Source organism: Acinetobacter sp. UBA2063 (assembly GCF_002333245.1).
In the GTDB taxonomy this organism is placed as follows: domain Bacteria; phylum Pseudomonadota; class Gammaproteobacteria; order Pseudomonadales; family Moraxellaceae; genus Acinetobacter; species Acinetobacter parvus.
The window spans coordinates 1-13,196 of record NZ_DDAH01000165.1 but is presented as its reverse complement, the minus strand read 5'-3'; the positions used below and the strand labels follow the sequence as shown (position 1 = coordinate 13,196).

Below are 13,196 nucleotides of genomic sequence, written 5' to 3'. Positions count from 1 at the left end.
AATATGGAATTCAACCAATTCCACCCAACCTGCTTATACCATCCCAAAGCACGTTCGTTCCTGATTACTGAAGCAATGCGTGGTGAAGGGGCTTATCTGCGTTTACCTGATGGTGAACGTTTTATGCTGCGTTTTGATGAACGTGCCGAACTTGCACCCCGTGATATTGTGGCCCGTGCCATTGACTACGAGATCAAGCGGTTGGGTATTCGCCATGTATGGCTGGACATTACCCATAAATCACCAGAATTTATTACCGAACACTTCCCTACACTTTATGCACGCCTGCTAGAGCTTGGTATTGACATTACCAAGGACATGATTCCTGTTGTACCTGCTGCCCACTATACCTGTGGTGGTGTGATGGTAGATTCCAGCAGCCACACCGATTTGACAGGTTTGTATGCCATTGGTGAAACCTCCTACACAGGTCTACACGGTGCAAACCGTATGGCGAGCAACTCCTTACTTGAGTGCTTTGTGTATGGCATGAGTGCGGCGGAAGATATTGAACAGAAATTTGATGCTGGCTTTAAATTCCCTGAGGTTCTTGCGTGGGATGAATCACAGGTCACCGATGCGGATGAAGATGTGGTGATTCTGCAAAACTGGGATGAGTTGCGTTCAACCATGTGGAACTATGTTGGTATTGTGCGTACCACCAAACGTTTACAACGTGCTTTACATCGTATAGAAATGTTGAAACGTGAAATCACGGAGTATTATCAGGACTATCGTGTCAGCAAGAATCTGATTGAATTGCGTAATCTGGTGCTTGTTTCTGAGATGATTGTTCGCTGTGCCATGCAACGCAAGGAATCGCGTGGCCTGCATTACACGCTGGATTATCCTGAACTCTCCAGTGAAATTCGTAAAACTGTTCTGACACCACCAAATTTTGCAGTGGAACAGCCGTTGGTGAATGAGTAATTATATTTATTCGATGTAAAACAGCTTCTAAGCAAGCTGTTTTACATAATTTAGGGCGTCTTCAAACACAAGCTCAGCATTCTGTGTGGCATCCAGTCGCTTAATCCGTTCAGGTTCAGCCTGCCACAAGCTTTCATATCCTGTCCGCACCTTGGTAAAGAAGCTCAGCTTTTCCTGCTCAAAACGATCCAGTGCCCCGCGCGCTCTGGCACGGGTCATACCCAGTTCAATCGGCGCATCCAGCCAGAAAGTAATATTCGGCATATGCGAAATAAACGTTTGGTTAAGTAGTTGCAACTTTTCCTGACTTAAACCACGCCCAGCGCATTGATAGGCAAAACTGGCATCAGTAAAACGGTCACTTAACACAATCTTGCCAGCCTCCAAAGCTGGAACAATCACCTGCTGTAAATGTTGCGCCCGTGCCGCATAGATCAGTAGCAACTCAGTATCATGGCTCATTTGTTCTTCATGATTCACCGCCAACAGCAACGAGCGAATCTGTTCCGCCAATGGCGTTCCACCTGGTTCGCGGGTGAGCACCACCTGTTTACCCTGCTGTTCAAAATACTGGTGAATTTTGCGAATCAGCGTGGTTTTGCCCACACCTTCGGTTCCTTCAAAACTAATAAACATCATTCACCCTGATTTTTCTTTGAACGTAACACAGTTAAATATTCCTGTACCGCACGGTTATGCTCTTCCAACGATGCTGTAAATTTATGTCCACCATTGCCTGTGGCAACAAAATAAAGATTTTTTGAGTCATCTGGATGCATGGCAGCCTCAATTGCTTTTTTACTTGGCAAAGCAATTGGCGTTGGTGGCAATCCGTTAATGGTATAGGTGTTATACGCTGTTGGGGTACGTAAGTCATTACGGGTGATATTCCCTTTATATTGATCACCCATGCCATAAATCACGGTTGGGTCTGTTTGCAAACGCATTCCAATTTTTAAACGACGCACAAACACACCTGAAACCTGTTGCAACTCACTGTCCAGACTGGTTTCTTTCTCAATAATCGAAGCCATGATCAATGCTTCATACTTATCTTTGTAAGGGAGATTCGCCGCTTTATTTGTCCATGCCTCATCCAGTGACTTCATTTGACGGCGGTATAAATCGGTCAGGATTTTCTTGTCCGTTTCACCTTTGGCAAAGAAATAGGTATCAGGCGCAAACAAACCTTCTGGATGTGAATATGGAATGTCCAGTTCCTTGAGCAATTGATCCTGTGGCAAATCCAGAATGGTTTTGCTGACATTTGGGTCTTTTTTAAGATTCTGAACCAGTTGCTTAAACGTTGTTCCCTCAATCACCAGAATACGGTTCATCTGTGCATTTTCAGCATTCGACAACATATCCAGCACCTGACGAACACTCATGCCATGAGTGACTTCATACACACCCGCTTTCATACTGTCATGAATCATGAACTTCTGGTACAGCTTTAATATTATCGGAAAATTCACCTTATTTTCTTTTGCAAGACGGTCAATAAATCTGGAATAGGTATCGCCCGAAGAAATGACCAAAAGCTGTTTCTTGCCCTCAACAGGATAATTCTTAAACAGGCTTGTGCCCACAATGCTCAACAGGATGACAAGTAAAATAATGATCGCGCCCAAAAATACTTTCACTGGAAATCTGGATTTCGGCGTGGCTTTCGGTTTTTTATTGCTTTTGCTTGAATTTGGCGGCTTTGGCATATTAATCAATCTGGTTCAGTTTTAAAGTTTTAAATAAATCAAGACAAGGTTGTTGCTCTAAAGCTCGATCATGAAATCGAACAACCGCTTTCATCGGGTGCAAGGCATTACAGAAAAATAGGCTTTGAATCTGCTCAAGCTCATCTATTCCAATATAGCGTTGCTCACATTCAATCTGTGATTGCTGCATTCGCGACAGGATAGTTGCCCGCATGACACCGTGGACACCATTATAACGAAGTTCTGGCGTAATCCACCGTCCATTTATACGAATAAAACAATTACTGCTCACGCCTTCAACAATATAACCCTGTACATCACTGACCAATGCCTCAAGCCAACCCTGCTGGTCTGCTTCCTGTTTCAATAACACCTGTTCCAAACGGTTCAGGGTTTTTAAGCCCACCAGATTCGGCATGGTCAGGCCCAAAGCACGATTTAGCATGCCACTGGCAATCCATTCAGGCTGGAAAGCCTGCAATGTGGCTGGATAATACCAAAGATAAATGTCTGCTGGATGCAAAGGCAAGCTATAACCACGGCTTCCCTCTCCACGACTAATCACGATCTTTAAGGTGCCGTTTAAGCTTGAATGCTGTTGTTGTAACTTCTCGATTGATTTTTCAATTTGGGATAGATCAGCATCCAGACTCAGGCTCTGGCAAGCCCTTTTTAAACGTGCAAAGTGCAATTCTTTTAGTTCAAAATTTCCCTGAAAAATACGTGCTGTGGTAAAGCAGCCATCTCCATAGTGAAATGCCCGATCAAGTAAAGGAATAGAATCAATGAATTGTCCATTTTTATAGCATTGCATGATTCAAACACCTTTCAATCCAAATAGTCCACATGATTAACAATAAATAACTCTTTGATTTTAAATAATTATACCAAATTAAGCATTGGAATAAAAATTTATCATTTATCAATAATTCAGCATAGCTTATCTATTTTATGCAATTGCATTTTTTTCATATCAAATTCGTTTTTTATTATTTTTTTTGCAAAAAAACTGGCGTTATGCTGCATCCATATTCCAAACATTCATTTAGTTTCAAGGGGTTTTTCATGCGTTTATCTCAGTTAAAAGTTGGTGTCATTGCCGCATTACTCTCAGTGTCTTCTTTTGCAGCCCAAGAGTTTTTAAATGTCTCTTATGACCCAACCCGCGAGCTTTATACCGATTTCAACAAGCAGTTTGGTGCTTTCTGGAAACAGCGTACAGGTCAGGACATTGACTTCAAACAATCCCATGGTGGTTCAGGCAAACAGGCCCGTGCCGTGATTGATGGTTTAAATGCTGATGTGGTGACACTTGCCCTTGCAGCGGATATTGATGAAATTGCTGAAAATGCAAAATTGCTTCCAGCAGACTGGCAGAAGAAATTGCCAAATAACTCAACACCTTATACCTCAACCATCGTTTTCCTTGTGCGTAAAGACAACCCTAAACAGATTAAAGATTGGGGCGACCTGGTTAAACCAGGTGTAGAAATCATTACCCCGAACCCTAAAACTTCAGGTGGTGCGCGCTGGAACTATTTGGCAGCATGGGCTTGGGCAAAACACCAGAAAGGTGGTAATGATGCCAAGGCACAGGAATTCGTACGCCAGATTTATAAACAAACCAAGGTGCTTGATTCAGGTGCCCGTGGTTCAACCACGACCTTTGCTGAACGTGGCATCGGTGACGTGTTGCTGGCTTGGGAAAATGAAGCATTCCTTGCCGTACGTGAGCAGCCAGGCAAGTTTGAAATTGTGACTCCATCACTTTCAATTCTTGCTGAGCCACCTGTGGCCGTGGTTGAGAAAAATGCCGAGAAGAAAGGCAACCTGCAAATTGCCCGTGGTTACCTGAACTATCTCTATTCACCAGCGGGTCAGGAAATTGCAGCACGTAACTTCTATCGTCCTCGCAACGCAGCTGTTTTAAAGAAATATAGCACCACTTTTAAGCCTCTGAAGCTTGTGACAATTGATAAAGAGTTTGGTGGCTGGACCAAGGTACAAAAAACCCACTTTGACAACGGCGGTATTTTTGACCAGATCGTTAAGACCAATAGTACAGGCAAATAATAAAGTCTCCTTGCGCTGTAGTTGATAACAGCGCAAGGGGGAAGTTAAGAAGGAGAATAGACATGGTTCATACAGTCATTGTTCCTGGTGTTGGTGGCAGTGAAGCACAACATTGGCAGTCGTGGTTACAACAGCAACTCGTGTCTAGTTCTCGTGTGCAGCAAAAACACTGGGACCGACCAGTATTAAATGAATGGGTTGCCCAGTTTGTCAAAACAGTTGCAGCAATTAAATCGCCTGTGCAAATCGTTGCACACAGTTTTGGTTGCCTGACCAGTGTTGCGGCACTTGCTGAACATCCTGAACTCAGGGCAAAAGTGGAAAACCTGATTCTGGTGGCACCTGCCAACCCTGCCCGTTTTGGTGAAAGTGGCTTTGCCCGTCATAGTCTGACGGACTACAAGCAATATTTTCATCAGCTCAGCATTGATGTGCCGACCACATTATTGATTAGTGAAAATGATCCATGGCTGGGTTATGTCGATGCGTTACAGCTTGCACAGGCATGGAAACTCACTCCGATTAATCTGGGTCAGGTTGGTCATATCAATGTGGCATCTGGGTTTGGTCCTTTTCCTGAAATCCTCAATTACATGCTGCCCGAAAAAAAGATGCAGCCTGTAAACCGAATGAGTCAGGCAAATTTTAACCTGAAATTTGCCTAAGCTCAGCTCTTCATATCTTTAGTTTTCGCGTTATTTATTTGCTTACTGGTCTTTAGCAAGCATCTCTCATCTTGAGGAAATATCATGTCGCAGCGTTCCCGAGTGCTGCCTGGGTTTGGTCTCTCTTTAGGCTTTACCCTCGCTTACGTGTCTTTCATTGTGCTTATTCCTTTATCTGCTGTGTTTATCAAATCTTTTGGGATTGGATGGGACGGATTATGGGAAATCTTAACTTCTGAACGAATTTTAAAGTCTCTACAACTAAGCTTTAGTGCCGCTTTGATTGCCGCCACAGTCAATGTGATTTTTGGCTTATTACTGGCATGGTGCTTGGTACGTTATAGCTTTCCAGGCAAAAGAATTGTCGATGCACTGGTAGATCTTCCTTTTGCGTTACCCACTGCGGTTGCAGGCATTGCCCTCACCTCACTGTATGCAAAAAATGGCTGGATTGGACAATACCTTGAACCTTTAGGTATTCATGTGGCCTATACCCCGCTGGGTATTACCCTTGCCCTGATCTTTATTGGCCTGCCTTTTGTGGTACGTACCGTACAACCTGTACTCAGCGACATTGAAACGGAACTTGAAGAAGCGGCTTCTGCACTGGGCGCAAATCGCTGGCAAACCATTAGTAAGGTGATTCTGCCAATTTTATTCCCTGCATTACTGACAGGTTTTGCGCTGGCATTTGCCCGTGGTGTTGGTGAATATGGTTCAGTTATTTTCATCGCAGGAAATATGCCATATAAGACCGAGATTGCACCATTGATGATTATTTCCCGTCTGGAAGAATATGATTATGCAGGTGCAACCACCATTGCCGTGGTGATGCTGGTTCTCTCCTTTGCCATCCTATTTTTAATTAACTTATTACAGGCATGGGCAAGCCGCCGTACAGGGAGAGTTGCACAATGAGCTTAAATAACAATAGCAATGCCTTGGCACTCAAGTTACAGGCCCGCGATGCAACCCGTGAACCGACCTGGGTACGTTATACGCTGATCACCGTGGCAATGATTTTCTTTCTGAGCTGCCTGATTTTGCCGCTGATTCTGGTGTTTGTAGAAGCGTTTAAACAAGGGATTGAAGTGTATATCCATGCCCTGACCGATTCAGATACCCTGTCTGCGGTGAAGCTGACTTTATTAACCGCTGCAATTGCCGTTCCAATCAATGTGGTATTCGGGGTTGCCGCGGCATGGGCAGTGGCTAAGTTTCAATTCCGTGGCAAGGCCATCCTCACCACCATTATTGATATGCCGTTTTCGGTTTCCCCTGTCATTGCAGGTTTAATGCTGGTGTTGATTTTCGGTACACAAGGCTGGATTGGTGGCTGGTTAATGGATCATGACATCAAGATTCTATATGCCGTTCCCGCAATTGTATTGGCGACCATTTTTATTACCGTTCCTTTTGTTGCACGTGAACTGATTCCACTCATGGAAGCGCAAGGCACAGAGGAAGAAGAAGCTGCGATTGTTTTGGGTGCTTCAGGCTGGCAAACCTTTTGGAAAGTGACCCTGCCAAATATTAAATGGGGTCTGATTTACGGTGTGATTCTATGCAATGCCCGTGCAATGGGTGAGTTTGGTGCGGTATCGGTGGTGTCAGGACATATTCGTGGCCAAACCAATACCTTACCGTTACACGTTGAGATTCTTTATAACGAATATACCTTTAGTGCTGCATTTGCTGTGTCTTCATTACTGGCATTTTTAGCGATTATTACCCTGATTTTGAAAACATGGTTAGAAATCCGTCAAGACCAAGCCAACGAACATCAGCCAAATACATAAGGAATGAACACATGAGTATTCAAGTTAAAAATATTGAAAAACACTTTGGTGCATTCCATGCGCTAAAAAACATCTCCCTAGACTTTCCTGAGGGTGAACTGGTGGCATTGCTCGGTCCATCTGGCTGCGGTAAAACCACACTGTTACGCATCATCGCAGGACTTGAATCTGCGGATGGCGGTCAGGTCTTGCTTGAGGGTGAAGATGCCACCAACATCCATGTGCGTGAGCGTCAGGTCGGTTTTGTGTTCCAGCATTATGCTCTGTTCCGCCACATGACTGTGTTTGATAATATCGCTTTTGGTTTACGCGTGCGCCCACGTGCCACCCGTCCAACAGAAGCTGAAATTAAAAAACGTGTGACTCGTTTATTGGACTTGGTGCAATTGGGCTTTTTAGCTGACCGTTACCCTGCCCAACTTTCGGGTGGTCAACGTCAACGTATTGCGCTAGCTCGTGCTTTGGCGGTTGAACCAAGAGTGTTGTTATTAGATGAACCGTTTGGCGCACTAGATGCCAAAGTGCGTAAGGAACTACGCCGCTGGTTGCGTACCCTGCATGATGAACTACATATCACTTCCATCTTTGTGACCCATGATCAGGAAGAGGCGCTGGAAGTTGCCGATCAAATCATTGTGATGAACAAAGGTGATGTTGAACAAATTGGTTCACCACGTGAAGTGTATGAAAAACCCGCTACACCGTTTGTATTTGACTTTTTAGGTCAAGCCAATCGTTTTGAGGGGGAACACAGCGGCGGGACCATCCACATTGGTGATGATCGTATTCAGCTTCCAAATACCTTAGATGCACCGCAAGGCAAAGTGATCGCCTTTGCACGACCAAATGAACTACATATTCATGCACAACCACAGCCCAATACCATTGAGGCAACGTTTCTACGTGAAGTCTGGATTGCTGGTAAAGTCATTGCTGAATTACAAGATCGCAGTGGACGTAACATCGAAATTTTATTAAGTGTAGAAGAAGCGAATTTACATCAATTCAAGCCAAATCAGACCGTTTGGATTAGCGCGGCTCAACTGCACTTATTTGCAGACCAAACAACGCAAGTCGCTTAGAATAATAACTTGAGAACGGTTAATATAACCTTGCAGGATTTTAACCGTTCCTCACTCATCATGTGGAAAAAATTATGAATTTTCAACAACTTAGAATTATTCGAGAAACTGTTCGCCAAAATTTTAATTTAACTGAAGCATCTGCAGCACTTTATACCTCCCAATCTGGTGTCAGTAAGCATATTAAAGATTTAGAAGATGAATTAGGTGTGCAACTTTTTGTACGTAAAGGTAAACGTTTACTTGGTTTGACCGAACCAGGACAATCTTTATTAAGTATCGTTGAGCGCATGTTAGTTGACGCCGACAATATTAAACGTCTCGCAGATGATTTTAATAAAGTGGATGAAGGCACACTTACAATTGCGACCACACATACACAAGCACGTTATGTACTTCCTCCAATTGTGAATCAATTTAAAAAATTATTTCCCAAAGTACATTTGGTTTTACAACAAGCAAGCCCTGTTGAAATTGCTGAAATGTTGCTTCAAGGAGAGGCAGATATTGGTATTGCAACTGAGTCTTTAACAACTGAAGAAAACTTAGCAAGTGTGCCCTATTATGAATGGCATCACAGCATTATCACTCCAAAAGAGCATCCATTAACAAAGTTAGATACGATCAGCCTCGAGATCTTAGCGGACTATCCTCTAATTACTTATCATGGAGGTTTTACAGGTCGTTCTAAAATTGATAAAGCTTTTGAAGATGCGCAACTGCATGCTGACATTGTGATGTCCGCACTTGATGCCGATGTCATCAAGACCTATGTTGAACTGAATATGGGCGTAGGGATTGTCAATGATGTCGCCTATGATGCTGAGCGGGATTATCGTCTGCAACAGATCAAAACCGATATTTTTGGTGTCAATACCACATGGATTGCTGTACGCAAAGGACATTTGCTTCGTGGTTATGGCTATGAGTTTATTTCCCTATGCTCACCTGAAACCGATATCAGGGCACTTAAAAAAGTTGCCTATCCTGAAGAATAATGATTATGGTGGAGCAATGTAATCATCGCCCCATACCTATCCTTACCATATTATCTTGATTTTCATAATGATCTATTTTTACCTTATAAACTTTCTGGAACTGCTATCTTTTAATTTCATGCAGACATAAAAAAACGAGCATTACGCTCGTTTTTTATAACAACTAAAGTATTAGAAACGGAAGCTCACGCCAAGTTTAGCAGAAGGCATCCATTCATAAGTACCCTTGTTCTCAATTTTGCGCTCTTCAGCTCGAATTGCCTGACCTAATGTACGACCATCATCACCAATCAATCCCAATGAAGCTGCATCAGCATTTAAATTAACAGTTGGGTTACCTGTATAGTAAGCTCCCAATTCTCCAAATACGCCCCAACGGTTCGTAATTGCAGGCGAGAAACCTACACCCAAATAAGGTACGATATCATTTTTATATTTCATGGTACCGTTAATCTGGGTAGTACCAACAGGGTTTGCAAAACGTGCGCCATCGACCTTAAATGAAGCATTTTGCCCTGCACGGCGCTCTAAACCATAGTCATTGTCAAGATATGCCACACCAGTTGCAACATAGAACCAGTTTGCCCAAGGACGAATCTCAGCGTTTAAATAAACGTTGTTGTTATCCATATCAAGGTCATACTTTGAACCATTAATCTTGAGATCATCTGACCATGAGATATCACCACCGTTATAACCCAGTGTTACACCCACGTATGGATTGGCATTGTAAGAAATCGCGCCACCATAACCTGTTGTACCTACTTCCGCACGAACAGATGCTGGTTTCATGAAAGAGAAAGTTGCTACACCCTCATCTGTCACAATACGCTCATCAGCTGCAAAAGTTGTTCCAGCGATTGCAGTTAAAATACCAGCACTTAAAAGAATACGTACAGCTTTCATTGAAGTCTCCTCAAAAAAACACTTTTACTTAAATATAATTGTTACCGTGGTTTTATATTATAATAATGATTCATATCTTTTTATACAGAAACTGATTACTTTTTTGTTATTTTTTGATACAAATTCAGAATAATTGTATATTTCAAAATAATGTATAAAAAACAATTAAATCCGAATTTATTACAATTTTATTGCTTAATTTTAAAACACTTTATTGTAACGACTTTTTTCAAAGATTCTTCGATCAAATTAGTGTAAAATCTTTAAAATTTTTTTTGGATGAAGGAAGATCATGTCTCAGCTTTCTACGATCATTGAGCAAGCATTTGAAGACCGTGCCAACTATAGCGCAACGGACTGCCCTACTGAAATTCGTCAGGCTGTAGAACAAGCATTGGCAGATTTAGACAACGGTACACTTCGTGTGGCTGAAAAGATTGATGGTGAGTGGGTTGTTCACCAGTGGTTAAAAAAAGCCGTTTTACTTTCATTCAAACTGAATGACAACCAGCCAATCGAAGCATGTGACCTACAGTTCTATGACAAGGTGGCAACCAAATACTCAGGTTGGACTGAAGAGCAGTTTAAAGCAGCTGGCGTGCGTGTTGTACCACCTGCGGTTGCTCGTCGTGGCAGTTTCCAGGCAAAAAATGTGGTGTTGATGCCATCTTATGTCAACATTGGTGCCTATGTGGATGAAGGCACAATGGTGGATACTTGGGCAACTGTTGGTTCATGTGCGCAAATTGGTAAAAATGTACATTTATCTGGTGGTGTAGGTATTGGCGGTGTATTAGAGCCATTACAAGCAAACCCAACGATCATTGAAGACAACTGCTTCATCGGTGCCCGTTCTGAAATCGTTGAAGGCGTGATTGTTGGTGAAGGTTCTGTAATTTCAATGGGCGTTTTCATTGGTCAATCTACCAAGATTTATGACCGTGAAACTGGCGAGATCCATTATGGTCGAGTACCAGCAGGTTCTGTGGTTGTTGCGGGCAGTCTGCCATCTAAGTGTGGTACCTACAGCCTTTATGCCGCGATTATCGTGAAAAAAGTGGATGCAAAAACACGTGCAAAAACCAGCTTGAATGACTTGTTACGCGCTGACTAAGATGTAATACCACGGAGCTTATACTGCTCCTCGTCTCTACGATTATCACTGATCGTAGAGATTTTTGTTTTTTAATAGCTTGCTGATTTTGTGGTAACTCTTTATGGCTTCCTTACGTTCTTCTGCAATTCCTGTCTCCGATCCTGCGGCTGGTTTACGCATTACCGAGATTTTTTATTCCTTGCAAGGCGAAGCGAACACTTTTGGTTTACCTACCGTTTTTATTCGCCTGACAGGTTGCCCATTACGTTGCAGTTATTGTGATACCACCTATTCATTTGAGGGCGGTGAACGTCTGTCACTTGAACACATCATTGAAACAGCAAGCCAGCATAAAACGCCTTATATCTGCGTCACAGGCGGTGAGCCACTAGCACAACCGAATTGCTTAATTCTATTACAGCGCCTGTGTGACCTGGATTTTCAGGTATCCCTTGAAACCAGTGGTGCGTTAGATGTTTCAAAGGTAGAGCCACGTGTTTCCAAAGTGCTGGATTTAAAGACACCGACATCAAAAGAAGACCATCGTAATCTACTAACCAATCTTGACTATTTAACCCAGCACGACCAAATTAAGTTTGTGATTTGTAATCGTGAGGATTATGAATGGTCGAAGCAACAGTTGATCAATTTTCAATTGCAGGATAAGGTCAGTACCGTTTGGTTCTCCCCTGCCTTTGCCGTTGAAAAAGGTGCGGCTGTCCTGCCTGCTCTTGCACGTGATTTAGCTCAGTGGATTTTAGATGACCATCTCCCTGTTCGCTTCCAGCTACAGTTGCATAAACTGTTATGGAATGATGAATCTGGTCGCTAAACAGTTCAAAATCGGTTCATTTTTGGACTTGCTTTCATTAAATATATTTAGGTTGAATCATGGAAAATAATATGCGTTCCCGTGCCATCGTATTATTGTCTGGCGGCTTGGACTCAACAACGTGTCTTGCCTGGGCGCAAGCACGCTATGAATGTATTGCCATTAGCTTTATGTATGGTCAACGCTCAACCACCGAACTTGATGCAGCCAAAGCACTCGCACAACGAGCAGGTGTAGAACATCGTGTGATTAATATTGATCTTGGCAATTTAGGTGGTTCAGCACTTACAGACCATAACATTGATGTACCTGAACAATTACAGGAAGGTATTCCTGTAACTTATGTTCCTGCACGTAACACAATTTTCCTGTCCTATGCGCTTGCCGCCGCTGAGGTTTTTGATGCCGAAGCCATCGTGATTGGGGTCAATGCCGTTGATTATTCAGGATATCCTGACTGTCGTCCTGAGTTTATTGATGCATTTGCCAATCTTGCGCGTTTGGCAACAAAAGCGGGTGTGGAAGGAAAACCCCTGAAAATTGAAACACCTTTGTTACATTTATCCAAAGCGAATATTATACGCTTAGGTATCGAACATGGCGTAGACTATAGCCAAACAGTATCCTGCTATCAAGCAGATGCTCAAGGACGTGCGTGTAGCAAATGCGACAGTTGCCGTTTACGTCAACAAGGTTTTATCGAAGCAGGTATTGCGGATCCTACACGTTATACCGAATAGACGATATAGGGTTATAATTAGGTACAATATATGAAGTTTTTTAAATCAAATCTTATTCTTTCCACCATGATGTCGGCGGCTGCCCTACTTGCAACGGCAACCCATGCTGCGGATGAGAATCCACTCAAAGCTGCGTATAAAAGTACCAATGTCAAATCTGCATTGATCAATGTGTGTAAAGACCAGACCACAAAGGGTGGAAAACTGACAGCGGCAGAAGTCAGCAAATTCTGTTCTTGTAATATTGAGGCACAGGGCAAAGTAACTGAAGCACAAAAATGGGAAATTCAAAGTGCAATCAATGCCAATAAAAGCCCAAGCTCCCTTGCCTTTGTACAGCAACAGAATAAGGATTTACAGGCT

General features: G+C 42.9%; 15 protein-coding genes. 11 read left to right on the top strand and 4 right to left on the bottom strand.

Features of this window, described 5'->3' with window-relative positions; all coding sequences use genetic code 11:
* A partial coding sequence (locus tag B4H32_RS07790) for an FAD-binding protein (RefSeq protein ID WP_286801384.1) occupies positions 1 to 930 on the top strand: 930 nt, incomplete at its 5' end.
* Between the two features lie 27 nt (positions 931 to 957).
* Here B4H32_RS07790 and tmk read toward each other — a convergent pair.
* Genes tmk through pabC form a run of 3 tightly spaced genes read right to left on the bottom strand, consistent with a single transcriptional unit; the run spans position 958 to position 3,456 of the window.
* The gene (tmk, locus tag B4H32_RS07785) at positions 958 to 1,566 is read right to left on the bottom strand and encodes a dTMP kinase (RefSeq protein WP_286801376.1); all 609 of its coding nucleotides are present in this window, start codon (positions 1,564 to 1,566) and stop codon (positions 958 to 960) included.
* On the bottom strand, positions 1,566 to 2,642 hold the full coding sequence (gene mltG, locus B4H32_RS07780; RefSeq protein WP_286801372.1) for an endolytic transglycosylase MltG: 1,077 nt from the start codon (positions 2,640 to 2,642) through the stop codon (positions 1,566 to 1,568). The genes tmk and mltG overlap by 1 nt, the downstream gene beginning before the upstream one ends.
* Position 2,643: 1 nt before the next feature.
* Positions 2,644 to 3,456: an aminodeoxychorismate lyase gene (gene pabC / locus B4H32_RS07775; protein ID WP_286801364.1), complete on the bottom strand. Its 813-nt coding sequence runs from the start codon at positions 3,454 to 3,456 to the stop codon at positions 2,644 to 2,646.
* A gap of 251 nt (positions 3,457 to 3,707) precedes the next feature.
* Here pabC and B4H32_RS07770 point away from each other — a divergent pair, with 251 nt between their 5' ends.
* From B4H32_RS07770 to B4H32_RS07745, 6 genes are all read left to right on the top strand, one after another.
* Positions 3,708 to 4,715, top strand: a complete 1,008-nt coding sequence (locus tag B4H32_RS07770) for a sulfate ABC transporter substrate-binding protein (protein WP_004682657.1) — start codon at positions 3,708 to 3,710, stop codon at positions 4,713 to 4,715.
* Between the two features lie 62 nt (positions 4,716 to 4,777).
* On the top strand, positions 4,778 to 5,380 hold the full coding sequence (locus B4H32_RS07765) for an RBBP9/YdeN family alpha/beta hydrolase (protein WP_004761595.1): 603 nt from the start codon (positions 4,778 to 4,780) through the stop codon (positions 5,378 to 5,380).
* An 84-nt stretch (positions 5,381 to 5,464) separates the two neighbouring features.
* Positions 5,465 to 6,298, top strand: a complete 834-nt coding sequence (gene cysT / locus B4H32_RS07760; protein WP_004676888.1) for a sulfate ABC transporter permease subunit CysT — start codon at positions 5,465 to 5,467, stop codon at positions 6,296 to 6,298.
* On the top strand, positions 6,295 to 7,179 hold the full coding sequence (cysW, locus tag B4H32_RS07755) for a sulfate ABC transporter permease subunit CysW (RefSeq protein ID WP_004676886.1): 885 nt from the start codon (positions 6,295 to 6,297) through the stop codon (positions 7,177 to 7,179). The genes cysT and cysW overlap by 4 nt, the downstream gene beginning before the upstream one ends.
* A gap of 11 nt (positions 7,180 to 7,190) precedes the next feature.
* Positions 7,191 to 8,261 carry a sulfate/molybdate ABC transporter ATP-binding protein gene (locus B4H32_RS07750; RefSeq protein WP_004777271.1) on the top strand — a complete coding sequence of 357 codons (1,071 nt, stop codon included), beginning with the start codon at positions 7,191 to 7,193 and terminating at the stop codon, positions 8,259 to 8,261.
* 74 nt (positions 8,262 to 8,335) lie between these two features.
* Positions 8,336 to 9,259: a CysB family HTH-type transcriptional regulator gene (locus tag B4H32_RS07745; RefSeq protein WP_279675708.1), complete on the top strand. Its 924-nt coding sequence runs from the start codon at positions 8,336 to 8,338 to the stop codon at positions 9,257 to 9,259.
* A 171-nt stretch (positions 9,260 to 9,430) separates the two neighbouring features.
* On the opposite strand, the gene carO is transcribed toward B4H32_RS07745, so the two are convergent.
* Entirely contained in the window at positions 9,431 to 10,165 is a 735-nt protein-coding gene (carO, locus tag B4H32_RS07740; protein ID WP_286801343.1) for an ornithine uptake porin CarO, read from the bottom strand.
* Between the two features lie 292 nt (positions 10,166 to 10,457).
* Between carO and dapD the strand changes: the two genes are divergently transcribed.
* The 4 genes from dapD to B4H32_RS07720 form a co-directional block, all read left to right on the top strand.
* Positions 10,458 to 11,279, top strand: coding sequence for a 2,3,4,5-tetrahydropyridine-2,6-dicarboxylate N-succinyltransferase (gene dapD, locus B4H32_RS07735; protein ID WP_286801340.1), 822 nt, complete (start codon positions 10,458 to 10,460; stop codon positions 11,277 to 11,279).
* Positions 11,280 to 11,382: 103 nt separating this feature from the next.
* Positions 11,383 to 12,093 carry a 7-carboxy-7-deazaguanine synthase QueE gene (gene queE, locus B4H32_RS07730; protein WP_286801333.1) on the top strand — a complete coding sequence of 237 codons (711 nt, stop codon included), beginning with the start codon at positions 11,383 to 11,385 and terminating at the stop codon, positions 12,091 to 12,093.
* Positions 12,094 to 12,164: 71 nt separating this feature from the next.
* Positions 12,165 to 12,833, top strand: a complete 669-nt coding sequence (gene queC, locus B4H32_RS07725) for a 7-cyano-7-deazaguanine synthase QueC (protein WP_286801500.1) — start codon at positions 12,165 to 12,167, stop codon at positions 12,831 to 12,833.
* 30 nt (positions 12,834 to 12,863) lie between these two features.
* The coding region (locus B4H32_RS07720) for a hypothetical protein (protein WP_286801329.1) at positions 12,864 to 13,196 on the top strand (333 nt) is incomplete at its 3' end.

Bases quoted from the DNA above. Each gene is read 5' to 3' on its own strand.
- tmk (WP_286801376.1), bottom strand. From the start codon at position 1,566: ATGTTTATTAGTTTTGAAGGAACCGAAGGTGTGGGCAAAACCACGCTG.
- mltG (WP_286801372.1), bottom strand. From the start codon at position 2,642: ATGCCAAAGCCGCCAAATTCAAGCAAAAGCAATAAAAAACCGAAAGCC.
- pabC (WP_286801364.1), bottom strand. From the start codon at position 3,456: ATGCAATGCTATAAAAATGGACAATTCATTGATTCTATTCCTTTACTT.
- B4H32_RS07770 (WP_004682657.1), top strand. From the start codon at position 3,708: ATGCGTTTATCTCAGTTAAAAGTTGGTGTCATTGCCGCATTACTCTCA.
- B4H32_RS07765 (WP_004761595.1), top strand. From the start codon at position 4,778: ATGGTTCATACAGTCATTGTTCCTGGTGTTGGTGGCAGTGAAGCACAA.
- cysT (WP_004676888.1), top strand. From the start codon at position 5,465: ATGTCGCAGCGTTCCCGAGTGCTGCCTGGGTTTGGTCTCTCTTTAGGC.
- cysW (WP_004676886.1), top strand. From the start codon at position 6,295: ATGAGCTTAAATAACAATAGCAATGCCTTGGCACTCAAGTTACAGGCC.
- B4H32_RS07750 (WP_004777271.1), top strand. From the start codon at position 7,191: ATGAGTATTCAAGTTAAAAATATTGAAAAACACTTTGGTGCATTCCAT.
- B4H32_RS07745 (WP_279675708.1), top strand. From the start codon at position 8,336: ATGAATTTTCAACAACTTAGAATTATTCGAGAAACTGTTCGCCAAAAT.
- carO (WP_286801343.1), bottom strand. From the start codon at position 10,165: ATGAAAGCTGTACGTATTCTTTTAAGTGCTGGTATTTTAACTGCAATC.
- dapD (WP_286801340.1), top strand. From the start codon at position 10,458: ATGTCTCAGCTTTCTACGATCATTGAGCAAGCATTTGAAGACCGTGCC.
- queE (WP_286801333.1), top strand. From the start codon at position 11,383: ATGGCTTCCTTACGTTCTTCTGCAATTCCTGTCTCCGATCCTGCGGCT.
- queC (WP_286801500.1), top strand. From the start codon at position 12,165: ATGCGTTCCCGTGCCATCGTATTATTGTCTGGCGGCTTGGACTCAACA.